We start from the raw sequence: 23,361 nt of genomic DNA, 5'->3' as shown, positions 1-23,361 counted from the left end.
GTAGTCGGCGCTTTACCTTGCGCCAGATTTCATACCGTATCAGACTTGGGCGGCAGGTTCGATGTATTGTGGTGACTCACTTCGGCTCGGCGGCACGCTCGCGGCATGACGCTGTTGTGAAATCAGCGAGAGTGATCAAGCGCACCTGATCGTTCGTAGCGAGGCTACGGCTCAAGCGCTTTTAGACTATGTTGGTCTCGACTCTGGCCATATTCATCAATGGTTGTAATGGCGCTTTTATTGCCAGACACCTTTAGGCCATCTCACAGTGTCGTAAGGATGTTGTAAATTTTTCCTGAGCACGGGTGCGAGTCTTTCGAATTGATCAATTGAAGGTATTGAGGCAACAATGGTGTGGCCAATGAAGTGAGCCGTGTGGGCAACGGCAACCTCAGATTAGGTTGCGAGGGTGCGGTTCGCGGCGGCAAGGCTCATGGAGTTCCGGTGCGCAGCGCCATACTGTTTGCGGCCCTTATGGTATCGCTACCAGCGCTAGCGCAGGTACACATGAATCGCGCGCCGCCGAGCTGGATGGTAAGCGGCTTTGAAGCGGCAATCGCCGATCCGGCGTCGGTGGAGGCCACGCTACAAAGCCCCGAATTGACCGGTCTTGCGAGGTTTGTTCCATCCGAACATGTAGCGCCTCTGATCGACAAGATGTTAGCGCTCCTTAGCGACGAGAGACCGCTAATCCCAGAGCGCGCATCCGTGGTATTGACTGAGATTGCCACTGGGGAGCGGGCCGGCCCTGTAGTCGACAAGCTACTGCCGTTGCTCGCCGGACCGCACATCAATCAGAAAATTGCCGCAGCTGACGCGCTTGGTGGGCTCGCGATCGGGGACCGTGCCAACTCTGTAACCGACAAACTCATTCCCCTGCTCGCGAGCCCCCTTACTTTTACTAAGCTTCGGACTGCCGCCGTGCGTAACCTTAGTAGGCTTGCGAACGGACCGCGCGCTGGCGAGGTTGTTGAGCAGTTTCTGCGGATACTCGATACAAGTCACGATATCGAAGAAAAGGAGGCAGTGGTCCAGGGACTTGGCACTCTTGCGACCGGGGAACAGGCGGGACGAGTGATTGAGCGACTGCTTCCGTTACTTCTCGATTCAGACCCAGGAGTGCAGAATGCAGCTGGGCAAGCACTTGGAAGGCTTGCGACCGGAAAACAAGCAGAGCCGGTGCTAAACAACGTCCTCCCACTGCTCGACTTTTCTTCTACTAACGTGCAGGCGGCGGCAGCTGTGGCGGTCGGTCAGATTGCAACGCAACAGAATGCAGACCGAGTTATTGACAGGCTGTTGCCGCTCGCTGGTGCTTCAGAGCCGTGGGTGAGCCGGCAGGCAGAGAAAGCCATTATCGACATCGCGACGCGGAATCCAGATATTTCGGCGATCGACAAACTGCTAGAGGCCCTTCAGAGACCAGGTACGGCCGAGAGAGTCGGGGCGGAACGAATCCTCGGCCAGTTGGCAACAGGCGAGCGCGCGGATTCCGTTGTTGACAAGGTGCTGCCACTCCTAGATGCGTCAGACCCCTTGGTAAGAGCCACATCGATCCAAGTCCTCGGCCAGTTAGCAACAGGCGAGCGCGCGGACAAAGTGGTCGATAGGCTGATCCCCCTCCTTGACGGGCCAGAACTCTTTTTAAGAACCCCGGTAGTGCAGGCGCTCGGCCGATTGGCGACCGGGGAGCGTGCTCGCCGCGTGTTTGATAAGCTCGATAAGCTGATGCTGCGCAACGATTTATCGGACGCAAGACCCGAGATGGTGCGAGCAATGGGCGAGTTGGCGCCTACGGAGCGTGTTGGCCTCCTTGTCGATGGATTTCTGCCTTTGCTTGACGACATCGATACGTTCACTCGAGACGCAGCGGTCCAGGCGCTGGGCAAGCTTGCTACCGGCGAGCAGGAAGGCCCCGTGCTTGATAAGTTGATGCCGCTTCTTGGGTACTCCTTCGACGAAGCCTCGAATGTTAGGCTGGCAATCGCAAATCTTGGACCTGGAGGCATAGGTACGGCGGTCACCGCAGTCCGACTCATCGATGGTCGCGATGACGAAGCGGTCGGTCGGCTACGGGCCGCGGCGCACGTTGTCACAGGATCGGACGCCAAAAACGAGGGCAGCGAGTTGTTACTTGCTTGGGTGGGGCGTCCGGCCGCCCTGCCGGTGGGTTCAGTCGAAGACAATCCTTTACAGGCCCATAAGGTTCTTAAGTTGCTGACCGAGAATTGGGTAGCTTTGTCCAAGGAAACCGGCGCTCGCGTGGAGGTCGAAAACTCGGCGATGACCGTGATCCAGGCGGCGTGTCAGTCTCGACGCCAAATGCGCAACCCTGCAGATTTTTCCCGGGCTATGGTGGGCTGGTTCCGCGACCTGCCGACCAAGGGACCGTTTCGTCAGTGCTGGACGCCAGAGCAGCGAGCAACGGTCGAACAACTTCTAACCCATCTCAAGGAGGTCCATTCGCCTCACGCGACGGCCCTTGAAGAGGAGCTCAAAGGCGAAGACCAAGCTCCAATTGGACTCTGGGCAACGCGGTCGTTTGGACTTTGGACGCTGTTTTGGCTCGCATTCCTCATCGCCTATCCGTGGTCGCGAACCATACAGGCAATCTTCTTTTGGAACCCGCGGGTCCGGGCGATGATGAGTCTCTGGTTCATCCCGCTTCTTTTGTTGATCTTTCCGCCACTGAAGCGGCGCCTGCTCGCACCGTTTCGCGACGACCTTGTCGCTCAGGCTCGCCTCGGTGATCTATCCAAACTCGGCTATTTCGCTGACGGTCGCGGCCGCTTTGGCGGTGGAGAGCCTCTGGCCATTGCGCCTATGCTGACAAAGTTGCGAGGCGTTGTCGTACTTCAAGCGGATTCTGGGCTGGGTAAAACCAGTCTGTTAAGAACAATGGCTGCGCAAACGAGCCGGCCGGTCGCGTTTCTTCATGCGCGTGACTGCGCCGACGGCGTTGATGCGGCTATCTGCCATATTATTCAAAATGTGCAAGAAACAGGCTTCATCCGTGGTCTCGTTCACACGCGTTCGCTTTTTGTAATCGTGGACGGCCTGAACGAGGTCTCGGCAGACACACGCGAAAAAATCGGCGCCTTTGCGCGGGAGATGTCAAAGGGCGATGTCATCGTCGCCACGCAGCCGATCGAGTGGCGACCGCCGCCAAATGCGCGCACGCTTGAACTATTGCCCCTTAATCGGGCGGAGGCCACGGACTTCATAGAGTCTCGCCCGGTCGGATCTGATTCAAACCAGCCTTGTCACGGGCAAGACTTCAAAGTGGCAGCGCAAGCGTTTGTTTCGCGCGCGCTCGACAACGCGCCTTCCCAAATCGAGCGCGAAGCATCGATGTTGATATTGTCCAACCCGTTCGACCTTACCTTTGCCGCCGAACTGGTCGCGCGGGGTATTAAGCCTTCAGCTACTATGCTAATCGACGAGGCGTTCCGGCTCGCTACACAGAACTACCAAGAGGTTGCAAAAATCCCGTTTCCCCTTCGGGCCTTCGGTCGGCACGCTGTTAAAATGCGCAGCGAAGATCGCAACTGGTTGAATCCTGATGAATTCGTTGCAGAGGCGCCGTTTCTCCTAGCCCAGCGATTGCTGGTTTCCCGGGCATTGCAAAGCGCTCAGGGTATCGAAAACAGGCTGCTGTTCCGGCATGATCGAGTATGGGATTTCTTTATCGCAGCGGCTTTCGCCGATGATCCGGATTTCTGGACACAATATGCTGGTGATGCTCGCTTCCATGGCGCCTTTCTTCGGATCGCCGAGAGCTGGGATCCTGAGCACGCCAAGAAGGTCCGAGATCAATTGAACCTAGCTGCGGCGAATTCGGGGGACCATTCTACAAGCGATGAATTCATTAAGCGGCTCGAAAAGCGGCTCCGCGCGAAGAAACGTAACACTGCAAGGGATGACCTGTAGCGGACTTGATGATTCCTATAGGGTGCTCACAGGTGGGCGAGAATAACCAGCGCGAAGTCCCGAACAAAAGCAGTCCCAAAGGCACCCCTCAGGCGCGTAGCTGGTCGCACTCCTTCAGCGCCGCTGCGTGGCGGACGTCGAGCCACGCCGCGAGGTCCTGCAGGTGGATGCCCCGGGCACTTTTCTGGCTGGTCTCGATGCGCACGATCGGCAGGCTGATCTCGCCGGACATGACCTTGCGCAGGAACTTCTCGACCGTCAGGTGCCGGAAATAGTCGCGGCAAACGATCTCGACCGGGATGATCACCTGGCCGTTGTATTGGGCCATGAGCAGAAAGGCGGTGTTCATGCGACGGCTCTGCGTGGTAAATCGTTGTGCTCGTGGTCGTCGAGCAGGCGCCTGACATTACCGATGAGGATGACCTCGCTGACGCTGCCGCTCATTGTGTTGCCCTCGTCCAGATTCCCCCGATGCGGAATTCGCAAGCGGTGGTGGGGCCCCAGCGGGCCTCGTGGCCGAGGCGCTGGGCCGCTTCGAAACAAGCGCGCTCGCTGCGCAGGGCGGCCATCGCGACCAGGACGGTGAACGTGCAGATCATCGCGGCGAGCACCGTGACGAATTGCAACCGGGTCTGGCACCGGTGGATCTCCATGTGCAGGCCGGTGCAGAGGTCCGGCTGCTTGCGCACGGCGATGTCAGCGAAATCGTCGGGGAGCCTCATAGGTCGCGTCTTTCGAGATATTCGGCCTGGGCCCAGGCGGCGATGTCCTGCGCGGCCTTCGCCATGGCGCCGGTCAAGGCTACGGAGAGATCAGACATGGGCGTCTTTGCTGGTGCGGCGTGGTCTGGATGCCGGGTCAAGCCCGGCATGACATTGGCGGATGTGCAGGCCGGAACCCGGGGAGGATGCGAGCCCCGGCCTGCGAAAGCAGCGGCGGGCCTTACGCCGCTGCGATGGGCTGTTGCCGGTTGAGCGCCGGCAGATAGGTGTTGAAGAGCTGTTTCAGCTTGATCGCCGCGTCGGCGGGGCCGAGGTATTTGAGTTTGCGCTTGAGCGGCTGAATCGCTTCCAGCTCTGCGCCCCAGGGCTTTTTGCTCTTTCCCAGGTAGTCGCGGCGCTCGGTCATCAGGGCGATTGCATCGGCACGTTTCACGGCGCGGGCGAGCGCGCCAATCGGCAGCGGCACTCCGGCGGCCTGGTAGATGACGATGTCGTGCCGGCGTTTGAACTCGCCGATCAGGCGGCTCGCCATGTCGGGCAAGTCGTGCAGCTCGCCGGCGATGGCGTCGAGCGCCCAGAGCGCGGGTGACGGGATTTCGCCGAGGCGGGTTTCGTGCGCGTCATGCAGCAGGATCTGGGCGATGAGCAACGGCAGGTCGGAGTCCGGCACGCCGCATTCCTGCGCGGCGCGCGGTGCGCATTCGACCGCGATGATCGTGTGGAAGGCCACCGAGATATGCGGCATGGCCGAGCCGGCCCAGCGGTAGACGCCGGCCATTTCCTCGACGAGTTCCGAGAAATGCACCTGCTCGACGCGGGGCTGGTGGAGTTCGATGGCGTTGCCGCTGAAGGATTGTTTCCAGGTCATGCGGAGTCCTTGAGGTGAGCGCGCAGCCTTTCCGCGCGGCGGTGCAGAATCCCGGCGACATCCCGGCCGCGTGGGGTGAGACTGGCGGTGCGGCCCTGTCGTTTCATCAGGCCGCGAATGCACAACGTGTGGATCGTGTTGACGGCGATCTGGTCGCGCACATTGGCGGCGGTGGCGTAGTGGCCGCCCGCGAGAGCCAGCATGCCGCCGACCCGCGCCGCTTCCAGCGCCTTGCGCATGGGCGGCGTGAGGTCGGCGGCGGGGTCGGCGCGGCGGCTCAAGAGGCCGCCTCCGCGTCAAGTCGTTGGAATGGGGTAACGACGAAGTTGTCCGGCTGCGGCGCATCCGCCGCCACAACGGCTTTAGGCGCACGCACGTGTGTCGGTTCGATCGAGACGATCTGGCTCAAGGCCAGGGCCATCGGGCGGCGGACCATGTGGCCCTCGTTCCAATCGATGCGGGCGCCGAGGATGAAGGCGGGCCGCGTGCCCCCTCCCGCGAAGTCTACAATCGTGTCCGCTTCGTCCGTGTCGAACTTGAAACAGACCGGCATGCCGCGGTTGCGCTGGGTCGTGGTGATCCAGAAGCGGGCCATGTTAGGCCGCCTCCCCGAGCGCCTCGGCCACGGCCTGCATACCGGCCTCAGCTGCTCGCTGCTCGCGATAACGGCGGGTGGCGGCGCGGCCGAAGTGGAGGACTTGGGGCATGGTCCAGCCGAGGCCGGTCATGTCGTAGACGTGGACGCTCGCGTCCTCGCCCAGGGCCGCCACCGTGGCCGCGATATCCTCGGCCATGCGGGTCTCGATGGAATAGGCGTGTTCCATCGCCGCGCGGCCGACCGGCCAGCGCGTGAGGTCGCCCTCGACGATCTTGAATTCAGGATGTTCGGTGGTGGCCGGGCCGGCCAGAGGCTGCAACATGATCCGCTCCCATCTGGTGGATGAGAGGGAAAGTAGTTTGTAAAAATACAACCGTCAAGGCCAATAGTTGTATTTATACAACCCAGGGGCCGCCGGGTAATTTTCAGATGTGTGATCTGCGCCACACATCGAAGCTTTTTAGATGGCTAACCTCATGGAATGAATCGAGGGTTTGTAATGACCAGGTTCCAGCGACCTCTGTCGGAAAAATGGAGATATCTTTTCAAGTCGATTGTCCGACGGTAACAATAGAACAATACATGAAGAAGAGCTTCGCATGACTCCCAAGATAGTAACTGTCTTCAATAACAAAGGCGGAGTCGGAAAAACGACGCTCACATATCACTTAGCCCACGCGCTAGGTGAACTCGGAAAGAGGGTGTTGCTGATCGACTTGGACCCGCAATGTAACCTTACGATCGTTGCGCTGGAGATGGAAGCGATCCACGAGATTTGGACGGCCGAGGACAACTTCATCGAGGACTTCGCAAACGCTCGAGATGAAACAGGTGCAGTCGGCTTCTCTCAAATGTTGGAGAAACCGCGAAGCATACATTTCACGCTCAAGCCCGCCGAAGATGGCACGGCGGAGATTGAGACGCTCCCTCCCCCCGCCATTCTAAAGGACAACGTCCACATCATACCGGGACGCCTTACGCTCCACCTATTCGAGGCGAAGATCGGCGAGCGCTGGAGCGGAATCTATCAAGGTGATCCATTATCGATCCGCACCGCGACCCGCATTCGAACATTAGCGCACGAGTACGCCAAGACCCATGGCTACGAAATCGTGATCCTCGACACTTCACCCAGCCTCGGGGCGCTAAACCGCCACCTGCTTTCCCTTGCGGACGGCTTCATGATTCCTTGCTCGCCAGACCTTTTTTCGGTCTACGGTATCAAAAACATCGGAGATGCTCTTCGGACCTGGCGGAAGCAATTCGAGAGCATATTTCACTTTTTATCAGATCAGAAACGGTCGAACTTTCCCGAAAAGTTCGTTCGCTTCATGGGATACACAATATATAACGCCAAGCGCTACAGCAATTACGAGAACAATCTCAATCTAGCTAAAGCCCACCACAATTACGCCAAGCAAATTCCAGAAACTATCGCGAACTCCATAGACAAGCAGAACAGATTACCTTTGCAAGGGCTCCTTGAACACTCGATCGGCGACAACGCGATAATTCACAGCCACAATACCTTTCCTAGCATGTCTCAGAAATACCACATGCCCATGTGGGAATTGCCCGACTGCGGGATCCTCGACCCCGAAGACAGGAGCACGATCGCTGGCAACCAGCGCAGGTATCGCGACACAAAGGGGGACTACGAAAAATTCGCGACAGATTTCGTTGGAAGGCTTGCCCTGCTATGAATAAGGAGCACCGGGAGCACGAAGGACTGCTGCGTAAGTTCGATGGCATCCGCCATGAGCTTAAAACTTTTATGCACGGGGTCGCCCAATTCATAGGGGAGCACCCAGATCTCGTGAGACCTGGCGCGGAAATCGTTCACTCCTGCAAGAGCCGAATCAAAGATCGCGAGCACCTGCGGGAAAAGATCGCGCGGAAGATAAGCGGCGGAAGAGAGATTAATGCCGAAAATCTCTTTACTGAAGTGACTGACCTCGCTGGCGTTCGGATCATACATTTATTTCAGGAACATTTTGCCGATATCGATCGGGTCGTCCGAAACCGTATAGATGGAGGCGACTGGGTTCTCGCTGAGCAGGCCAAAGTCTACACGTGGGACCCGGAGGCAGCGGAATTCTTCCGTAAGTTTGACCTCGAAGTAAGCCAGAAACCCACGAGCTACACCAGCGTTCACTATTTAATCCGCCCCAGACCAGACTCCCTAATCTGCTGTGAGTTGCAGGTGAGAACCCTGTTCGAGGAGATCTGGGGTGAAGTAGACCACAAAATAAATTATCCGGTGCCGTCGGAAAATTTGGCGTGCAAGGAGCAAATCAAAGTGCTGTCTAAGATTGTCGGTGCTGGCAGCCGTCTTCTCGACTCATTAAACCGCGTTCATCAAGCTGGGGAAACGCAGCGGCCCGACAACGATTCAAACTTCGCCTAAAGAGCATTACCAACAAGATCAGCCCCGGATTACATGCTCGTAGCGGACGTTGTATTTGGGGAATGTGCAACCACTTGATCTCTATGGCCCTATTTCATTGCAGCATCCATTCCTTAATTCCTGTTGCCCGAGGACCGAACATCGATTTGGCAACGTCAAAAGCATGTTGCTGATCCATCGGATCAACGAACTTTCGCACAGCCGAGACTTTCGCCGTGAATAAATCATGGCTTTCTTGCCCCGGCAGGAAAGCGACTTCTCTAAAACCGGCCTTGTCCAAAAGCATGAGCGCCACGGTGCAATTGAGGTGCCATTGCTGGCATTTGTTCTCCAGAGCCATCGCTGAAACGTAATATCCCACAAGACTTTCGCGCGCCTGTTCAGACGCCGCAAGCGCGGGTGTCGGGCTTGCAAATGTCATCAGCCAGGAGAGCAGTTTCCGCTTAAGCGTCCCGCGGTCAGGAGTGTTTCACACGGCTGTGATACGTCGCTTCACGCGCCCGATGATCTTCGTATTGTCGCCCAATTCGAGGTCGAAAGGCTCATAGGTCTTATTGGACGAAATGCATCGAATCGTGGGCCGTTCTGCCCCGCGCACCAGTTGCACGTTCTTTACGATGACCGATTCGGAATGGCCGTCCCATATGGCGAAAATGCCGTCGCGACCTGGATTCGTGTCATCGAGGTCGATCAGGATTCTATCGTCTGGAGCAAGATCCGGCAACATGCTGGGCCCGTCGACCGCCAATATGTGCGTCCGCCGCGCGCGCATGCCGGTCGCTGCTAAATAATAGTCCGGAATCGACCATTCGGCGCGGATCGGCGGTTGCTCTATATGAGAGCCGTTGTCGTCGTAGCCGTTCTCGACTTCAGCAACAGCACCACCGCCGAACGATGCGCCGGCGCGGATGTCGTATTCCGGTATCAGCGTTGTCTCCCGCCGCGGGCGCTCGGACGCTTTCGGTCCAGCGTCCGATGACGCCATTCGCGCAACCGTGCTCACATCCGATTCGAGGGCCGTCGCTACTTTGCCGTAATATTTCGCGCCGAAGGATTCCTTGCGGTCGATGAGGATGTCGTTGAGAAACCCCTTCTTGAGGCCGCCGCGCCGCTCCGCTTCGAAGACGTTGGTATCGAGGGCCCTCAGCCGGGCGTTTATGAAGGTTTTCAGCACGTTGTTCATAGGTGTTTTTTTCCTACAGAATCGGCCGTAACGCGATTTGTATTTTTCCACTTGATGAGTTGTATTTTTCCGCCTATGTTGGCCACCCATGATGTCCAACCGGCTCACCTCCCACTTGCAAATCCTCGCAACGGCCTACGGCGAAAAAACCGGGCTAAAGATGACCACGCTCGGCAAGACCATCCGCAAGGATGCCCGGTTCTTTCAGCGGCTCGATGATGGAAAGGGCTTCACGGTCCAAACCTACGACCGCGTCGTCGTTTGGTTCTCGACCCATTGGCCCGGGGATCTGGACTGGCCGGACGGGATCGAGCGCCCTGCCCCCGATGGTTCCCTTGACGTGAATAGCGCAAGCGCCACGCGCGCGGCCGAGGCGGCGTGACGATGTTAGAGATACCCTTCCTTCGGACTCCAATCGCGATTCACGTCCTTGCCGCAATTGTCGCAGTGAAACATGTGAACCTTCCTACCCATGGCACCGAAGACCGGATGGTTGCGTTCGGCTGTCAACACCATAGTGGCGTCGCAATAGGGGCACGCATCGGGCGCCGGTCCGCTCGCTTCGGTTTGCCCCTTTTCCAGGGCGGCGAGCCTCGCTTCGAGTGCCGCAACGCGCTTTGGAAGGGTGACGAGGCTTTTCCAAATGTTCAATTGTTCAAGCGCTTTGACGATGTCGGATCCAGTAAACGAGGACAAGGATTACCCTCCTATGGACGTGATGATCCCGTCCGGCAATTCTGTGATGCGCTGGACCACTTTTATCGAGGGATTTCAGGTCGTCGAATTGCCGGATGGAGCACGATACGTCGTTGTATCGGGTGGGAGCAAGCGCGTGCTCGAGGCGACGCTCTCGGCCGAGACTGCCGCCGGTCTCGCCGCATTGCTCCGCGCGGCGTGAAGCTGCGCGAGCTTGTCGCGCAGCACCGCCCTCGCCCGTTCCAGTCTCTCTTCCTTCGTCCCCTTCATTCCAGCCTTTCCGCCGCTTCCATGCGCCAACACAGTCGCGGCTTCGTTGAGGAGTGCTTTCGGTGAGCGCTTTGGTTCCCGCCGCCGCGACCGCCCCGATGGATCAACCATCGGGGATCGCGATGCGCAAAGATACGTACAATCACCACCAAGTTTGGTGGTTTGACCCACCAAAGTTGGTGGACTGGCTGCGCCAGACCTTTCCGGCCAACACCGCGAAGCACGCGGCGCAGGCGCTCGACGTGCCGGTGCGCACCGTCGAGAACTGGCTGACCGGCGCGGCCAAGCCTTCGGCCGGCGCGATCTTCGCCATGATCGGCCTGTGGGGGCCGGATTTTCTCAAAGCCGTGATGCCGGAGCCGCCGGGCTGGATCGATGCGGCGTCGCTCGCGGTGGAACACCTTGCCTTGCAGCGGCGTCTGGTTGCGCTGAACCGGCAACAGGAAGCGTTGCGGGAGGGCGCATGGGCCTGATCGATGCTGCGGGCTGGCCCGGCTTCGCCGTGATCTGGCATCGCGCCTGCGCCAAGGGACTCGCCCTTTGGGCGCGGTTGCTGGTGGGGCCCAGCGAGCATCTCACCGCCCGCGCCGAGGCGGCACAGCGCGCGGGGCAGCGACACGCGTGGCTGGCAGCGCAAATCGAAGAGCGCATGCGGGCGGGACGCCCGCGGTCCCAGGGTGGGCCGTGGCCGAAACGCTGATCATCCGGCGCGCAAACCACACGCACATGCGGGTGATGGTGGTGCGGGTGCGGCGGCGCGGCTGGGTGCGTACCGCGCGGCGCATGCGGGCGAAGGGCCTGCCGCTGTGGCGGATCTGTCGGTTGCTCGCCTTGAGCGAGAGACGATTGCAGGCGGCGCTCGGCCGGACGGGCGCGGACGAATTTTGGGGCGCGGCTCTGGCGGCGCGGATCAAGGAGGAAATGCGGCAATGACCGTCGCGATCAATTGGCCCGGTTTTTGGGTGCTGACCTTGCTCGCCGCGTTCCACGTGCTGGTGATCTGCGCGTTCGGCTTCGTCCATTGGTGCCAGATTCTAACCGGCTGCAGCGCAGCCTTCGGGCTGCTGTGGCTTCGGCATGCGGAATGACCCGGTTCACGAGGCCTGGATCGAAACGGCCCGCGCGGTGACAACGATCGCGGCGGCGGAGCGGCTTGGGTTCAAGCCGCTCGGGCGGCCGGGCGTGGAGGTTTGCGGGCCCTGCCCTTGCCCAGGGTGTGGAGGCCGCGACCGGTTCTCGATCGTGCTCAAGGGCGGTAAGGCCGGCGTGTTTCATTGCCGTGGCTGCGGCATCAAAGGTGCCGATGCAATCGGGCTTGTGAGCGCCGTGCAGGGCGTCGACTTTCTCAAGGCCGTCGAATTTCTCGCCGGACAGAGCCCGCGCGGATCGACCTGGACCGAGAATGAGCGCAAAGCCCATGCGGCGGAGCAGGAAAGGCTGAAACTGGCGCGTGTGGCGCATGCAGCGCGGCGGGAAGAGCAACAGCAGCGGGCGGACGCGGCGCGTGTTCGGCTCGCGCGTCGTGTCTGGGCAGAAGGGTCCGACGAGAAGCCGCTCGTGCACGCCTATCTCGCCCATCGCAAGATCGTACTGCCGACGCCGGCCCCTTGGGGTATCGAAAACCTGCGGCAGATCGGCACGCTCGATTATCGCTTCAACGATCGGGTCGTTTGGCGGGGTCCCGTCATGCTGGCGCAGATCCAGGACGCGCGGGGGCGCTTCATCGGCGTGCATCGGACGTGGATTCATCCGGAGTTGGAGACGAAGAACGGCCGCCCTTACATCCGGCCCAGCGAATGTTGCGACGCGCTGCCGACAAAGAAAGTGCTTGGCGTGCAGCATGGCGGAGCTATTCGGCTTGTGCGCGGCGCGCGGTGCGGCGACTTTCCCGGCGATCGTGCCGGGCCGGAATTCCTGTTTCTCGGTGAAGGGATCGAAACCGTGCTTTCGGTCTATGCAGCCCTGATCGCTTCCGGGTCGGCCATCGTGGCCAATGCCGCGTTCTGGTCGGGCATCTCGCTCGGCAATCTTGCTCATGTCACCGCGCCGCCCTCGGTGCGCGATGTAGTCCTGCTCGGCGACGGCGATTCCGATCCGGTTAAGACCCGGGCGCATCTCGACAAGGCGCGCGAGAGTTTCGAGAGCCAGGGCAAGCGCGGGTACATCGCCATGGCGCCCGACGGCAAGGATTTCAGCGATCTTTTGATGGAGGCGATGGGATGACCACTGACGTACAAGTCAGCACGGCCGAGAGCGCGCGGGCGCAATTCATGGCTTATCTCGACGGCAATGTGAGCCAGGTGTGCTTTCACGTTGCGCTGCGGGCGAATGCGCTGAACATCCCGATCCTCGAAGCGATGGCGATCGCCGCCGATTATTTCGTGAGCGTCGCCGGAAATCTGCGCAGCAGTTTCGCGACGCCGCGCCAGGTGCGCGACGCCATTCTCGCGCGGGCCGATGACGAGATGCACACGCGGATGCTGATGACAGAGACCGGAGGGCGAGCGTGAGTGATGGGCCTTCTCCGTTCAAGCACCTGACGTCCGGGCCATACCGAATTATGTACGCCGATCCGCCGTGGCAGTTCCACTCGTGGTCGCATCGCGGCGAGGACCGAGGCGCTGTGCAGCACTACGGCTGCATGAGTCTCAACGACATTTGCAATCTGCCTGTGCGGGACATCGCGGCACCTGACGCGGCCCTGTTCATTTGGGTTGTTCAGCCCATGCTGCCGCAGGCGCTGCGCGTCATCGAAGCGTGGGGCTTCGAATTCAAGACCGTCGCCTATTGCTGGCTCAAAATTAAAGGCGGCCAAGACCGGTTGTTCTATGACGGCGCGGACGTGCGGAAGGGGCTCGGCTACCACACAAGATCGGGCATGGAGCAGTGCTGGCTAGCGACGCGCGGGAAGGGCTACGCGCGTGTCAGCCAAGGCGAGGCGCAGGTGGTGTTCTCGCCGCTGCGCGAGCATTCGCGCAAACCGGACGTGATCGCCGAAAGCATCGTCAATCTTACCGGCGACGTCCCACGGCTCGAACTGTTCGCGCGGACCCGTCGGCCCGGGTGGGACGTTTGGGGCAATCAGGTCGACAAATTCGGCGATGCCCATGAGGTGGTCGCCTGATGCCTTTCGTCGCCTCAACCCGACAGGCGCGCGCGCGCGGCGGCGGCAAGAAAGCCGCTGCGGGACTCGCCGATTTCCTTGGCGCGGAGGTCGATGCGCGCGAGCAGGCCCTCGTCGATCGTGACACTGATGCGTGCGGCCTTGGCGGGTGGCTCGACATCGACCAAAGCAAGGGCGATGGAATCGTGGAAATCTTCCTTAAAGGCTGGATCGGCCTGCAAGGCCTCGTAATCGCGCGGGATCGGCACTTTATCGCCGTCTTCGATCATTGCCGCCATATGCACCGCGAGGCCCTCCTGGCTGCGCGCCATAGCCTCTTCGATGGTGGCGCCGCCCGAGGCGAAGCCGGGAAAGTCGGGATAGGACACGCCATAGGCGCCCTTTTTGCCGTGAACCAATGCGTAAAACTTTGCCATGTCACTCTCCTCCTTGAGAAATTGACATCACCATTGCCAGCCGGCGCACCTGTAGATGTTGCGCAAGGTGCCGATCGGGATCTCCTTCACGCCGGTGTCGATGGTGACCAGCGGCATGCCCGGCTTCTTGAAATTGCGGTGGTCACCCTTGCCGAGGCGTTCCGTCCAGCAATCCGCCAAAAGCCGCTTGATGATGTCTTTCGGGCTTTCGACATTGCGCTTCGGGCTCATGAACGCGTCCTTTCAATGCGTATAAAGTATATACTCTTGATGATCGCGTCAAGCATAGAATGCACATTAAGTATGTATTCTTTTGCGGCATTGGGGGCGGCGTGACGGAGGATCCGAACCAGATCATTGCCGGGATTGTCGAGGCCGCCGTGGCTGCGAGCGCGGAGGATGACGCGTGCGCGATCGACGGCGCCGACGATCCGCCCCCACCGCCCGACGATCCGCCGGAGCCGCCGCAGCCCACCGGGGACGAGCCGGATTGGGAGCGCGTGCGGCTGTGCGCGGCGGAGCCCGAGACCGACATTGGCAATGCGCGACGCTTTCTGCACCGGCATGGCGACGCGGCCCTCTCGATCGAGGGGCTCGGCTGGGCAGTCTTCGAGGGCAAGCGTTGGGTGCAGGATTATTTCGGCGCCGTGGTGCGGCCGTTGGCGCATAGCACGGTCGAATTGATCAAGCTGGAAACGGCAATGATCGAACCGACCGTCGAGGAGCAAGCCCTGATCGATGCCGGCGCCGAAGCGCTGATGCCCTGGCTGGAGGCGAAGAAGAAATCGAAGCGCACGCCGGACGAGGAGCGCGAATTGATGCGCCTGGCGGCTGTGGTTGAGGCCGGCGAAAAGGCCAAGGGCCGTATCGCCGACCGGCGCGCCAAACGGGCGCGCTATGCCAAGACCTCGGCGTCGAGCGGCAAGATGGACAATATGCTGGGCGAGGCGAAAGTGTACCGCTCGCGCCCGGTCGCCGTGCTCGATGCCGACCCGTTCGCGGTCAATTGCGAGAATGGCACGCTGCGGCTGTTCGAGCATCGCTTTGCTGCGAATGGCGCAGGCGCCACACGCACTCATGGAGTTGGTGCGAATGGCGCAGGCGACACACGCACTGACGGCATATGGAACGTGCGGTTCGACCTGCATCGCAAGGCCGATTTTATTTCGAAGCTCGCGCCCGTCGCTTACGATCCGGACGCGGAATGCCCTCTGTTCGAAGGGTTTCTGGAAACGATCCTGCCCGATGACGCCGTGCGGCAATTCGTGCAACGGTATCTCGGCTATGCGCTGACCGCGCTCACGCGCGAGCAGGTGTTCGTGTTCTTCTACGGCTCCGGCCGCAACGGCAAATCGACGCTGGTCGATCTCATTTGCCGGCTGCTGGGCGATTACACCACGACCGTGCCATTCGAGACGCTCGCCGGTGACGATCGGCGCAAAGGCTCGGAAGCGACGCCGGACCTGGTGCGCGTGCCCGGCGCGCGAATCGTGCGGGCGAGCGAGCCGGAAACCGGCATGAAGTTCCGCGAGAGCATGGTGAAATCGCTCACGTCGGGCGAGCCGATTCTGATCCGCCGCATGCGCGAGGAGTTCATCGAGGTCTATCCGACCTTCAAACTGATCATCTCGGGCAACCATCGGCCCGACATTCGCGGAGGCGACGACGGGATTTGGCGTCGCGTGCTGCTCGTGCCCTTCGAGGTGCAGATCCCGAAAGACGAGGTCGACCGGGCGTTGCCGGACAAGCTGTGGGCCGAGCGCGCCGGGGTGTTGAACTGGCTGATCGCCGGCGCGCTTTCCTACCTGCAGGAAGGCTTGCGCGTGCCGGATGCGGTGCGTGGCGCCACCGACGAGTACCGGGAACAATCGGACAGCTACGGCGGCTTTTTGCGCGCCGCTTGCGAGGTCACGGGCTTCGACCATGACACCGAGACGCCGGGCGACCTGTACGCCGCCTATCGCGTCTATTGCGAGCGTCAGGGCTTTTTTGCCGTCGGCGTCTCGACCTTCAACAAGGCCATCCCCGAACGGACGGTGCAATTCGGCTTCCGCAAGGCGAAGACGATGGGGCTTTCGGTCTATCGCGGCCTGCGCATCCTCGACGAGTTCAAGCCGCACAGCCCCTCTCGCACCCCGGGTGCGGGCAGCAGCGAGGGGTAAAGGGCGCGTTTTAGGGAGGCTAGGGAGGCAGATTTTTGCTCCGGCTTTTTCCCTCCCTAAGGAAGTACGAAGGAAATCAATCGGTTATGAGCCATTAGGGAGCGTAGGGAGGATAGGGAGGCGTTTCCCGCGTACACGTAAGAACGTTTGGAAAATGCGATGGCATTGTTTTTGAAAGTTTCTCATGTGTACGCAAGAAAATGCCTCCCTATCCTCCCTACGCTCCCTAATGGACTTTAGCGCTTTGATATATTTGACGATTTTTTAGGGAGGCAAAACGAGAGGCGAAATCTCTGCCTCCCTACCCTCCCTAAAGGTGGCAAGGAGCGACGAATGAGCGGATCGGAGCAGAAATTGCGGCGGCAGGCGGTGATCGAGATGGCGCGGCGCTGGAACGGATGCACGCGCTACGTGCAGAAGGTGGCGTCCAAGCCGGTGAAGGATATCGAGACGTTGCTGACCTGGGCCTATCGGCAGGAATTGCCGAAAGTGCCGCGCAGCGACGGGCCGAGCGATATGCCGTGCGCGTGGGACAGGGTGGACGAATGGCTCGAAGAACTTTCGCTCGCCGGGCCCGACAACAACACGTATGGCGTCGTGCCGGATTTCACCGCCGCGAGCCTGCCGCACGACGATGCGCTGCTTGTGCATGAAGCCGTGCTGCGGCTCGACGAACTGGAATTGGCGCTGCCGGGGGAATGGGATCCGCTCGGCGACCTGCCCGATTTGGGCGACCATGCCCATGCACTGCGCAAGGATGCGCTCAACAAGATCAGCACGATCGACCGCGCCGGCGTGCGCAAGCTGCGGCAGACGCCGCGCCTTCTGGTGTTTCGCCAGGCAATCCTCGGCGGCGCGCCGGATTGGGAGATCGAGCCGCCGCAAGTGTGCTTTGTGCAGGAATATGGGCGGGACAAATGGTTCGTGCGGCAGACGATGACCATGGACGGGGCATTCGGGCCGGTGGAGCACGAGATCGAGGTCGATGGCTACGACAAGAAGCGCAAGCGGCCTCGGCTAGGTGCGTATCGCAAGACCTATCTGGAGCCGGACCCGTTCTTTCACGTCGTGGCACGCGCTGAATACGAGGTTTGGCGCGCGGCGCTCGACGTGCTGACAGAGGATTTGGCCGGGACGCTGGCGCATTGCGAGGTCCAAGCGTCGGGGCGTTCGATGCAGCCGTGGCTTGCGCGAGATCAGCCTTTGGCGGCTAGGCGAGTGTTGGAGGACGTGTCGATTGCACGTCCGCAGGCCGGCATATACGCTCGGGCGGGTAAAGCGAGGGGGCGGAAATGAAAGCGACGTGTGTAGGATTGGCGCTCGGAGCGGTGCTTGGGTCGCTTTGGTCCGGCGCTGCGCAGGCGGTGAATTTTAAAGTGACCGACGCGGCAGAAGTCCTGCAGATTGTCAATTCGAAGCTGCACGCCGACATGCGCTTCGCTATGGGCAATTGCGCATCTGACCCCGGCATCGTCATGTGCGACATTTGGGCGAACAAGCCGTCCAAGCCACCGCTCAGAATGGGAGCAGGCGCCGAATCGAACGCGAGCGCCGTTTCGATCCTCTCGGTCGATTTTGCCCCCGACAGCGATCATTATTTTGTCTTTCTGACCCTTCTTGCCGCTACGCGCGCCTTGAGCGAGGAGGAGTCCATCGATACCGATGCGTTCTTGAAGTTTACCTTGCAACAGATCGCTGATGTCACGGCGCTCGGCACGTCGGATGCGTCACGCTTTGGGCTCACGTATTCTGGGCGCGCGACCGGAAATCATTTCCGAATGATGGTGATGCGCACGAAATAGCGCTTGACCTGCGGCAGATATTTGGTGCATCACTTGTCACGGATAAAAAGTTTAGAAAACCCGCTTCGAGTCGAGGCGGGTTTTTTGTTGCCGTGACTTCGGAGGCGGTCATGTGACCGATGACGCATGCGCCTGATCATCAACCTCAACGATCAGGCGTTCAACGCGTTCCGCACCAAGCTCGCGGCGCTGGCCGAACAAGGCCCGCAGATCATGGCGTCGGCGTTGAATGCCGGCGGCGACGCACTCCGAAACGCCACGGTCGTGGCGGAAACCGCGCAGACTGGACTGACACGCGACACGATCGACCGCGCACAGCACGCGACACCGGCGAGCCCAGGCCGGCTGACCTATGTCATTCAGGCGCACGGCGGCAATGTGCGGCTCAAGTTCTTCGGCGCGCGTGAAGGCGGCGGAGGTGTGACGGCCCACCCCTGGAACAGGAGTACCTTCTACCAGGGCGCCTTCATCACGTCCGGTAGGCCCGGCGCGCGTGCCGTGTCGCCGAAGCTGAACGGACAGGTCTACGTGAACATCCAGGGCCGCAAGTGGGGCGGCAAGATCAAGCAGGAGCGCTCCGGCCTGTTCATTCCGACCGAGATGACGAAGGGCGCGACGGCGCAGGCCTTCGAGAGCCAGTCGCAGGTCGTGCTCAACGGCGTGATGACACGTCTCGCCGCGATGATGCCCTGACCGTGTGACCGGCACGTCACACCCGGTCGTGGTCGGCAGCCAGGCATGGGACGGTGTAGCCAAAAAGTCACGGGTCCTTCCCAGCCCTCAAAACCCAACGCGGCGCGGAGGCGCGTTTGGTCTTTCGTTCGATCGATTTTTTTTAGCGTTGACCCGGTTGACCTCGTTGACCGGCCTTGACCGTCAACGGGCTTGAGGGGTTGACCATGTCGGAAATGGTAGCCCCCGCGGCCTTTGCGCGGTCGATCGGGGTCAGCAAGCAGGCCATCAATCAGGCCATCAAGAAGGGGCGCATCCCGGTCTATGACATGACCGGCTCGATCGTCGACCATGCCTTCGTCGGCAAGAAATTCGTCCGGGTGGATGAGGCAAAAGCCGCTTTCGTTCTGTCCCGGGCCCGCATCGACGATCATTCCGTCACCGAAATCGCCTCGGAACTCGAGCGCGAGCTTTCGGGCGACGATCGCGCGGTCGTAACCACCGGCCGCAGCCTCGCCTCGGCGAAAACGGAAAGCGAGGAACTCAAAACCGAGCTTCTGCGCCTCCGCCTCGCGAAGGAACGCGGCGAACTCATCAGTCGCGACGTCCATCTCGACGCGATGGAAACCGCCGGCCGCACGATCGCGCGCGGCATTCAGGAAATCTGGACCTATGCCGAGGAAATCACCGGCCTGGCGCTGTCCGGCGGCGAGTCCGCGGTCAGAGCGTGGCTGAAATACAAGAGCCACCAGCTATGCGACGACATCGCCAAGGCCCTGGAGCAGGCCGCTGACGGCCAAACCGATGCTTCAGACGACGAGTCCGAGCCCGAGTGACGAGAAACGCGCTCTTCTCGCTGCCCTGGCGCGCGGGATAAAGCCAAGGCCGGTCGTTTCGCCGGTTTCATGGTGCGAAGAGAGCTTCGTCGTCCCAATCGGTCCCGGCAAGGGCAAGACGATCGACTTCTCGCTCACGCCGCAGTTGCGCGAGCCGCTCGAGATGCTCCGAGTGGACCAACCGCATCGGCGCATCGCAGTGAAGAAGTCCGGGCAGACCGGGTTCTCGACTATCGGCATTGGCTGGCTGCTGTATCTGATCGCTACATGCCCCGATCCGATGATGCTGGTGCAGCCGTCGCTCGCCGCGGCCAAGGATTTCAATTCCGAGCGCCTCAGCGACGCGCTCAAACTGTGCAAGGCCCTGCGGGGCAAGATCCGGAAGCAACGCTCCGGCGATTCTGAAGGGTCCAAAACCCTCGAGAAAAAGTTTCCAGGCGGCCGTCTCGTGCTCACCGGCGCGAATTCGTCGACGGATCTGTCCGGCAAGACCACGCGCTTCGCTCTCGCCGACGAAATCGACCGTTGGCCGTTCGACCTCGACAAGCAGGGCGACCCGATGGGGATGCTCGATGCGCGCATGACGGCCTATACCAGGCTCGGCACGGACAAGCGCCTCGAAATCTCGACGCCGACCAACAAGGGCTCGAGCAGAATCGACATAGCCTATGCCACGGGCGACCAACGCAAGTGGTTCATGCCGTGTCCTCATTGCGGCACAAAGATAACCTTCGATTGGGGGCAGGTGAAGGGCGCCGAGGAAGCGCCCTACAACACCCACTATGTCACCCAGTGCTGCGGCAAGGTCATTCACTCCTGGCAACAGCGCAACATGGTGCTCGCCGGCGAATGGATGGCGACACAACCGGGACCTGGGCGGCATCCGAGTTATTTTCTGAACGCCCTTTCGTCGCTGCTCACCGCATGGGACGTAATCTGGAAGAAATATCTCGATAGTCGCGGCAAGCCGACCGAGGAGAAATCGTTCACCAACCTGGTGCTCGGCGAATCCTACGATGCCCACGGCATCGAGATCGACACCGGCGAAATCGCCAAGCGCGCGGAAGACTACCCGCGCGGAATCGTCCCGCCCCAAGTCGGCCGCATCGTCTTCGTGGTCGACACCCAGGACGACCGCTTCGAATGGGCGGTCTGGGGCTTCGGACCCGATCAAACCGGCGGCGCAGTACAGCAATGGCTGATCGACGCCGGCGTGATCGAGGGCGACCTGCACACGGACGAGCCGTGGATCGCCCTCGACGACAAGAGCAAATCGGTTTGGCCGCATGGTAGAGGCGAGTATCCCGCCGATCTGTGCGGCATCGACTCGGGCGGCCACCATACGCAGCGGGTCTATCATTTCGTGCGGCGCAAACCGCGCTGGCGCGCCCTGAAAGGCTCGTCGAGCCGCGATGCGGTCGCCCTGTCGACGCCGCGCCGCATCGAGGTGCGCAACAGGATCAATCAGGTGCTGTTCCGCATCCCGCTGTATTTCGTGGGCACGTTCGACCTTAAGGTCTGGCTGGCCCACGCGCTGAAAGCGATCGAGACGGACAAGCCGCTACCCGGCGGCCTGCGCCTCACGCGCGAAGTCGCCGACGAGCCATACATCGAGCAGCTCACCGGCGAAGTGCTCGAGCTGCGCGAAAAGCGCGACGGCACGGCGGTGCAGGAATGGCACAAATTCCGCGCCAACGAGGCGCTCGACCTTGCGGTCTATGCCCGCGCCCTCGCCTTCGGCGCGTCGCCCAACGGCCTCGGCGTCGACCGCTTCGATGCGGCGCGCTGGGCCGAGATTCTGGCACAGCGGCACGGTTCGGCCGACGCGACGCCCGACTTATTCACGCCGCGTCCAATCGCGGCACCACCTGAGACGCCCCAGGAAGCCCCGCCCCCGCCGCAAGCGCAGCGACCGGCGCAAAACTTCCTCGGCGGCAGAAGGAAACGCTGGCTTTGACTGATTTCACGCAAGCGCAATTGGCCGCGCTCACAAAAGCGATCGCCACCGGCGTGCGCTTCGTCGAGCAGGGCGGCAAGCGCACGCAATTCGCGTCGATCACCGACATGCTCGCCTTGCGCGACCGCATGATCCGCGAACTGGAAGGCGCGACCGACGCACCGAAGCGCCCGCTCGCCAACGGCTCCGTGTTCCTGAAGCGATAGCGACGACATGGGCATTTTCGACTCCGTTGCCGCCGTTTTCTCGACCAACGCCGCCGCCAAGCGCGAACTCGCCAAGGTCGCGGGCCTCGTCGCGCGCGGCGTGAAGCGCGAATTGTCCCTGCGCGGATACGATGCAGCCCGCCCTGGCCGCGCGAACTGGGGCTGGTTCGCCGCCTCCACCTCGGCCAATGCCGAGATCTACGGCGGCCTCGTCGCCCTGCGCAATCATTCGCGCGAACTGGTGCGCAACAACGGCCATGCGGCGAAAGCGATCCGCGTGCTCACCAACAATGTGGTGGGCACCGGCATCATGGTGCAGGCGCGCACACCCAACAAGAAGCTCAACGCCCGGATCAATGGGCTCTTCGCGGATTGGATCAAGATCTGCGACTTCAACGGTCAGCTCGATTTCTACGGCCTGCAGCGCCTCGCGGTGCGCGGCATGCTGGAGGGCGGCGAAAGCGTGACGCGCCTGCGCACCGTGACCGGCGCGAAAATTCCGCTGAAGCTGCAATTGCTCGAAGGCGATTTCATCGATCATTTCAAGAATGATCAGCTCGCCGACGGCAGCATTAAGCAGGGCATCGAATTCGACCGCGACGGCCGCCGCCGCAAATTCTGGCTCTTTGGCGAGCATCCCGGCGAAATGCCGATCCGCCAACCGAAAAGCTATGTCAGCAATCCGGTTCCGGCCGACCAGATCCTGCATCTTTACGAGATTCTGCGCATCGGTCAGATCCGCGGCGTGCCGTGGCTGACGCCGGGCATGACCACGGCGCGCGATCTCGGCACCTATGGCGAGGCCGAGCGGGTCCGCAAAAGGATCGAGGCTTGCGTCGCCGCGATCGTGATGGGCGCCGACGATCCCGACCAGGAGGGTATCGCCCCCAAGGTCACGGATTCCGCAGGCAACATTGTCGAGCAGTTCGAACCGGGTCTCATCGCCATCGCGCGCGGCTCGAAGGACATCAAGTTCACCCAGCCGGCGAGCAATGGCTCGTTTCACGAGTACAAGCGCACCGAGCTGCAGGAACTCGCGGCAGCATGGGCCGTGACTTACGAGGCGCTCACTGGCGATCTGTCCCGTGTCAACTTCTCGTCGCTCAAGGGCGGCCAGAACCAGTTTCAGCGCGAGGTGGAGATCATCCAGTGGCTTTGCCTCGTGCCGATGTGGCTCGACGGCGTGTGGCGCGCCTTCATCGATGCCTGCAAGGTCGCCGGCGAGATCCCGCAGAACGCCTCCTACGATTACGAGGCGACGACGCCGAAGTTCGAATCCCTCGATCCCGAGCAGGATGCGAACGGCGATGTCGCCCTGGTCCGCGCGACCTTCATGCCGCCGCAAGAGGCCATCCGCCGCCGCGGCTACGACCCGGAGAAAGTGCTCGCCGACACCAAGGCGTGGCACGAGGCCCTCGTCGGCGCGGGCCTGAAATCCGATTCCGACCCGGCCCTTTCGCCGAAAACCGCCGCCGCCGCGCAAGCCCCGGTCGCCGGCAACAAGGACTGATC

The 23,361-nt window shown here is 61.2% G+C and carries 31 protein-coding genes; 20 read left to right on the top strand and 11 right to left on the bottom strand.

Annotated features, from left to right (window positions below):
• The first annotated feature begins 507 nt into the window (after positions 1-507).
• The gene (locus V9T28_RS09260; protein ID WP_158554678.1) at positions 508-3,930 is read left to right on the top strand and encodes a HEAT repeat domain-containing protein; all 3,423 of its coding nucleotides are present in this window, start codon (positions 508-510) and stop codon (positions 3,928-3,930) included.
• A gap of 88 nt (positions 3,931-4,018) precedes the next feature.
• Here the strand turns inward: V9T28_RS09260 and V9T28_RS09255 are convergent, their stop codons facing one another.
• From V9T28_RS09255 to V9T28_RS09230, 6 genes are all read right to left on the bottom strand, one after another.
• The gene (locus V9T28_RS09255) at positions 4,019-4,279 is read right to left on the bottom strand and encodes a pyocin activator PrtN family protein (protein WP_116398701.1); all 261 of its coding nucleotides are present in this window, start codon (positions 4,277-4,279) and stop codon (positions 4,019-4,021) included.
• Between the two features lie 91 nt (positions 4,280-4,370).
• Positions 4,371-4,652, bottom strand: a complete 282-nt coding sequence (locus tag V9T28_RS09250; RefSeq protein ID WP_116398700.1) for a hypothetical protein — start codon at positions 4,650-4,652, stop codon at positions 4,371-4,373.
• 220 nt (positions 4,653-4,872) lie between these two features.
• A complete protein-coding gene (locus V9T28_RS09245; protein ID WP_116398699.1) occupies positions 4,873-5,520 on the bottom strand; it encodes a hypothetical protein in 648 nt (215 codons plus the stop codon).
• Positions 5,517-5,801: a hypothetical protein gene (locus V9T28_RS09240; RefSeq protein ID WP_158554677.1), complete on the bottom strand. Its 285-nt coding sequence runs from the start codon at positions 5,799-5,801 to the stop codon at positions 5,517-5,519. The genes V9T28_RS09245 and V9T28_RS09240 overlap by 4 nt, the downstream gene beginning before the upstream one ends.
• On the bottom strand, positions 5,798-6,115 hold the full coding sequence (locus V9T28_RS09235) for a hypothetical protein (protein WP_116398697.1): 318 nt from the start codon (positions 6,113-6,115) through the stop codon (positions 5,798-5,800). Before V9T28_RS09235 ends, V9T28_RS09240 begins: the two co-directional genes overlap by 4 nt.
• A 1-nt stretch (position 6,116) precedes the next feature.
• On the bottom strand, positions 6,117-6,440 hold the full coding sequence (locus V9T28_RS09230; RefSeq protein ID WP_116398696.1) for a hypothetical protein: 324 nt from the start codon (positions 6,438-6,440) through the stop codon (positions 6,117-6,119).
• Positions 6,441-6,717: 277 nt separating this feature from the next.
• Here V9T28_RS09230 and V9T28_RS09225 point away from each other — a divergent pair, with 277 nt between their 5' ends.
• Positions 6,718-7,821 carry a ParA family protein gene (locus V9T28_RS09225; RefSeq protein ID WP_116398695.1) on the top strand — a complete coding sequence of 368 codons (1,104 nt, stop codon included), beginning with the start codon at positions 6,718-6,720 and terminating at the stop codon, positions 7,819-7,821.
• Positions 7,818-8,525, top strand: coding sequence for a (p)ppGpp synthetase (locus V9T28_RS09220; RefSeq protein WP_116398694.1), 708 nt, complete (start codon positions 7,818-7,820; stop codon positions 8,523-8,525). Before V9T28_RS09225 ends, V9T28_RS09220 begins: the two co-directional genes overlap by 4 nt.
• A gap of 94 nt (positions 8,526-8,619) precedes the next feature.
• Here the strand turns inward: V9T28_RS09220 and V9T28_RS09215 are convergent, their stop codons facing one another.
• Entirely contained in the window at positions 8,620-8,946 is a 327-nt protein-coding gene (locus tag V9T28_RS09215) for a hypothetical protein (protein WP_116398693.1), read from the bottom strand.
• Positions 8,947-8,994: 48 nt separating this feature from the next.
• Positions 8,995-9,798: a S24 family peptidase gene (locus tag V9T28_RS09210; protein ID WP_116398692.1), complete on the bottom strand. Its 804-nt coding sequence runs from the start codon at positions 9,796-9,798 to the stop codon at positions 8,995-8,997.
• 1 nt (position 9,799) lies between these two features.
• Here V9T28_RS09210 and V9T28_RS09205 point away from each other — a divergent pair, with 1 nt between their 5' ends.
• Positions 9,800-10,090 carry a hypothetical protein gene (locus tag V9T28_RS09205; RefSeq protein ID WP_116398691.1) on the top strand — a complete coding sequence of 97 codons (291 nt, stop codon included), beginning with the start codon at positions 9,800-9,802 and terminating at the stop codon, positions 10,088-10,090.
• A gap of 5 nt (positions 10,091-10,095) precedes the next feature.
• Here the strand turns inward: V9T28_RS09205 and V9T28_RS09200 are convergent, their stop codons facing one another.
• Complete coding sequence (locus V9T28_RS09200; RefSeq protein WP_116398690.1) at positions 10,096-10,404, bottom strand: hypothetical protein; 309 nt, start codon at positions 10,402-10,404, stop codon at positions 10,096-10,098.
• A gap of 13 nt (positions 10,405-10,417) precedes the next feature.
• Here V9T28_RS09200 and V9T28_RS09195 point away from each other — a divergent pair, with 13 nt between their 5' ends.
• The 8 genes from V9T28_RS09195 (at position 10,418) to V9T28_RS09160 (ending at position 13,798) form a co-directional block, all read left to right on the top strand.
• Positions 10,418-10,606, top strand: a complete 189-nt coding sequence (locus V9T28_RS09195; protein ID WP_116398689.1) for a hypothetical protein — start codon at positions 10,418-10,420, stop codon at positions 10,604-10,606.
• 130 nt (positions 10,607-10,736) lie between these two features.
• Positions 10,737-11,147: a hypothetical protein gene (locus V9T28_RS09190; RefSeq protein WP_147306367.1), complete on the top strand. Its 411-nt coding sequence runs from the start codon at positions 10,737-10,739 to the stop codon at positions 11,145-11,147.
• Positions 11,138-11,374 (top strand): hypothetical protein, encoded by a 237-nt coding sequence (locus V9T28_RS09185; RefSeq protein WP_116398687.1) that lies wholly within the window; start codon positions 11,138-11,140, stop codon positions 11,372-11,374. The genes V9T28_RS09190 and V9T28_RS09185 overlap by 10 nt, the downstream gene beginning before the upstream one ends.
• Positions 11,359-11,607: a hypothetical protein gene (locus V9T28_RS09180; protein ID WP_116398686.1), complete on the top strand. Its 249-nt coding sequence runs from the start codon at positions 11,359-11,361 to the stop codon at positions 11,605-11,607. The genes V9T28_RS09185 and V9T28_RS09180 overlap by 16 nt, the downstream gene beginning before the upstream one ends.
• Positions 11,604-11,762 carry a hypothetical protein gene (locus V9T28_RS09175; protein ID WP_158554676.1) on the top strand — a complete coding sequence of 53 codons (159 nt, stop codon included), beginning with the start codon at positions 11,604-11,606 and terminating at the stop codon, positions 11,760-11,762. Before V9T28_RS09180 ends, V9T28_RS09175 begins: the two co-directional genes overlap by 4 nt.
• Positions 11,752-12,897 (top strand): DUF7146 domain-containing protein, encoded by a 1,146-nt coding sequence (locus tag V9T28_RS09170; protein ID WP_116398685.1) that lies wholly within the window; start codon positions 11,752-11,754, stop codon positions 12,895-12,897. The genes V9T28_RS09175 and V9T28_RS09170 overlap by 11 nt, the downstream gene beginning before the upstream one ends.
• Positions 12,894-13,184: a hypothetical protein gene (locus V9T28_RS09165; protein WP_116398684.1), complete on the top strand. Its 291-nt coding sequence runs from the start codon at positions 12,894-12,896 to the stop codon at positions 13,182-13,184. The genes V9T28_RS09170 and V9T28_RS09165 overlap by 4 nt, the downstream gene beginning before the upstream one ends.
• Positions 13,181-13,798: an MT-A70 family methyltransferase gene (locus tag V9T28_RS09160; RefSeq protein WP_199499923.1), complete on the top strand. Its 618-nt coding sequence runs from the start codon at positions 13,181-13,183 to the stop codon at positions 13,796-13,798. The genes V9T28_RS09165 and V9T28_RS09160 overlap by 4 nt, the downstream gene beginning before the upstream one ends.
• A 14-nt stretch (positions 13,799-13,812) precedes the next feature.
• Here V9T28_RS09160 and V9T28_RS09155 read toward each other — a convergent pair whose 3' ends face one another.
• Together V9T28_RS09155 and V9T28_RS09150 are read right to left on the bottom strand one after the other, a co-directional pair.
• Entirely contained in the window at positions 13,813-14,214 is a 402-nt protein-coding gene (locus tag V9T28_RS09155) for a type II toxin-antitoxin system HicB family antitoxin (protein ID WP_116398682.1), read from the bottom strand.
• Positions 14,215-14,241: 27 nt separating this feature from the next.
• On the bottom strand, positions 14,242-14,445 hold the full coding sequence (locus V9T28_RS09150; protein ID WP_116398681.1) for a type II toxin-antitoxin system HicA family toxin: 204 nt from the start codon (positions 14,443-14,445) through the stop codon (positions 14,242-14,244).
• Between the two features lie 101 nt (positions 14,446-14,546).
• On the opposite strand from V9T28_RS09150, the gene V9T28_RS09145 reads away from it, so the two are divergent.
• The 8 genes from V9T28_RS09145 (at position 14,547) to V9T28_RS09110 (ending at position 23,359) form a co-directional block, all read left to right on the top strand.
• Positions 14,547-16,376 carry a DNA primase family protein gene (locus V9T28_RS09145; RefSeq protein ID WP_158554675.1) on the top strand — a complete coding sequence of 610 codons (1,830 nt, stop codon included), beginning with the start codon at positions 14,547-14,549 and terminating at the stop codon, positions 16,374-16,376.
• Between the two features lie 333 nt (positions 16,377-16,709).
• A complete protein-coding gene (locus V9T28_RS09140) occupies positions 16,710-17,672 on the top strand; it encodes a hypothetical protein (protein ID WP_116398679.1) in 963 nt (320 codons plus the stop codon).
• Complete coding sequence (locus tag V9T28_RS09135; RefSeq protein WP_147306366.1) at positions 17,669-18,178, top strand: hypothetical protein; 510 nt, start codon at positions 17,669-17,671, stop codon at positions 18,176-18,178. Before V9T28_RS09140 ends, V9T28_RS09135 begins: the two co-directional genes overlap by 4 nt.
• 126 nt (positions 18,179-18,304) lie before the next feature.
• Positions 18,305-18,871: a hypothetical protein gene (locus V9T28_RS09130; RefSeq protein WP_116398677.1), complete on the top strand. Its 567-nt coding sequence runs from the start codon at positions 18,305-18,307 to the stop codon at positions 18,869-18,871.
• A 206-nt stretch (positions 18,872-19,077) separates the two neighbouring features.
• Positions 19,078-19,686: a hypothetical protein gene (locus tag V9T28_RS09125; protein ID WP_116398676.1), complete on the top strand. Its 609-nt coding sequence runs from the start codon at positions 19,078-19,080 to the stop codon at positions 19,684-19,686.
• Positions 19,655-21,643 (top strand): phage terminase large subunit family protein, encoded by a 1,989-nt coding sequence (locus tag V9T28_RS09120; RefSeq protein WP_116398675.1) that lies wholly within the window; start codon positions 19,655-19,657, stop codon positions 21,641-21,643. The genes V9T28_RS09125 and V9T28_RS09120 overlap by 32 nt, the downstream gene beginning before the upstream one ends.
• Positions 21,640-21,849 (top strand): phage head-tail joining protein, encoded by a 210-nt coding sequence (locus V9T28_RS09115; RefSeq protein WP_116398674.1) that lies wholly within the window; start codon positions 21,640-21,642, stop codon positions 21,847-21,849. The genes V9T28_RS09120 and V9T28_RS09115 overlap by 4 nt, the downstream gene beginning before the upstream one ends.
• A gap of 7 nt (positions 21,850-21,856) precedes the next feature.
• Positions 21,857-23,359: a phage portal protein gene (locus tag V9T28_RS09110; RefSeq protein WP_116398673.1), complete on the top strand. Its 1,503-nt coding sequence runs from the start codon at positions 21,857-21,859 to the stop codon at positions 23,357-23,359.
• The last annotated feature ends 2 nt before the right edge of the window (positions 23,360-23,361 follow it).

This window comes from Methylovirgula sp. 4M-Z18, from assembly GCF_037890675.1.
GTDB lineage: Bacteria > Pseudomonadota > Alphaproteobacteria > Rhizobiales > Beijerinckiaceae > 4M-Z18.
The sequence above is the reverse complement of the archived record's forward strand: the minus strand, read 5'-3'. Positions and strand labels throughout refer to the sequence as shown.

Excerpts from the sequence above, each read along its gene's own strand:
- V9T28_RS09260 (WP_158554678.1), top strand. The coding sequence starts at position 508 with ATGAATCGCGCGCCGCCGAGCTGGATGGTAAGCGGCTTTGAAGCGGCA.
- V9T28_RS09255 (WP_116398701.1), bottom strand. The coding sequence starts at position 4,279 with ATGAACACCGCCTTTCTGCTCATGGCCCAATACAACGGCCAGGTGATC.
- V9T28_RS09250 (WP_116398700.1), bottom strand. The coding sequence starts at position 4,652 with ATGAGGCTCCCCGACGATTTCGCTGACATCGCCGTGCGCAAGCAGCCG.
- V9T28_RS09245 (WP_116398699.1), bottom strand. The coding sequence starts at position 5,520 with ATGACCTGGAAACAATCCTTCAGCGGCAACGCCATCGAACTCCACCAG.
- V9T28_RS09235 (WP_116398697.1), bottom strand. The coding sequence starts at position 6,115 with ATGGCCCGCTTCTGGATCACCACGACCCAGCGCAACCGCGGCATGCCG.
- V9T28_RS09230 (WP_116398696.1), bottom strand. The coding sequence starts at position 6,440 with ATGTTGCAGCCTCTGGCCGGCCCGGCCACCACCGAACATCCTGAATTC.
- V9T28_RS09225 (WP_116398695.1), top strand. The coding sequence starts at position 6,718 with ATGACTCCCAAGATAGTAACTGTCTTCAATAACAAAGGCGGAGTCGGA.
- V9T28_RS09220 (WP_116398694.1), top strand. The coding sequence starts at position 7,818 with ATGAATAAGGAGCACCGGGAGCACGAAGGACTGCTGCGTAAGTTCGAT.
- V9T28_RS09215 (WP_116398693.1), bottom strand. The coding sequence starts at position 8,946 with ATGACATTTGCAAGCCCGACACCCGCGCTTGCGGCGTCTGAACAGGCG.
- V9T28_RS09210 (WP_116398692.1), bottom strand. The coding sequence starts at position 9,798 with ATGGGTGGCCAACATAGGCGGAAAAATACAACTCATCAAGTGGAAAAA.
- V9T28_RS09205 (WP_116398691.1), top strand. The coding sequence starts at position 9,800 with ATGTCCAACCGGCTCACCTCCCACTTGCAAATCCTCGCAACGGCCTAC.
- V9T28_RS09195 (WP_116398689.1), top strand. The coding sequence starts at position 10,418 with ATGGACGTGATGATCCCGTCCGGCAATTCTGTGATGCGCTGGACCACT.
- V9T28_RS09185 (WP_116398687.1), top strand. The coding sequence starts at position 11,138 with ATGGGCCTGATCGATGCTGCGGGCTGGCCCGGCTTCGCCGTGATCTGG.
- V9T28_RS09175 (WP_158554676.1), top strand. The coding sequence starts at position 11,604 with ATGACCGTCGCGATCAATTGGCCCGGTTTTTGGGTGCTGACCTTGCTC.
- V9T28_RS09170 (WP_116398685.1), top strand. The coding sequence starts at position 11,752 with ATGCGGAATGACCCGGTTCACGAGGCCTGGATCGAAACGGCCCGCGCG.
- V9T28_RS09165 (WP_116398684.1), top strand. The coding sequence starts at position 12,894 with ATGACCACTGACGTACAAGTCAGCACGGCCGAGAGCGCGCGGGCGCAA.
- V9T28_RS09155 (WP_116398682.1), bottom strand. The coding sequence starts at position 14,214 with ATGGCAAAGTTTTACGCATTGGTTCACGGCAAAAAGGGCGCCTATGGC.
- V9T28_RS09150 (WP_116398681.1), bottom strand. The coding sequence starts at position 14,445 with ATGAGCCCGAAGCGCAATGTCGAAAGCCCGAAAGACATCATCAAGCGG.
- V9T28_RS09140 (WP_116398679.1), top strand. The coding sequence starts at position 16,710 with ATGAGCGGATCGGAGCAGAAATTGCGGCGGCAGGCGGTGATCGAGATG.
- V9T28_RS09135 (WP_147306366.1), top strand. The coding sequence starts at position 17,669 with ATGAAAGCGACGTGTGTAGGATTGGCGCTCGGAGCGGTGCTTGGGTCG.
- V9T28_RS09130 (WP_116398677.1), top strand. The coding sequence starts at position 18,305 with ATGCGCCTGATCATCAACCTCAACGATCAGGCGTTCAACGCGTTCCGC.
- V9T28_RS09125 (WP_116398676.1), top strand. The coding sequence starts at position 19,078 with ATGTCGGAAATGGTAGCCCCCGCGGCCTTTGCGCGGTCGATCGGGGTC.
- V9T28_RS09120 (WP_116398675.1), top strand. The coding sequence starts at position 19,655 with ATGCTTCAGACGACGAGTCCGAGCCCGAGTGACGAGAAACGCGCTCTT.
- V9T28_RS09110 (WP_116398673.1), top strand. The coding sequence starts at position 21,857 with ATGGGCATTTTCGACTCCGTTGCCGCCGTTTTCTCGACCAACGCCGCC.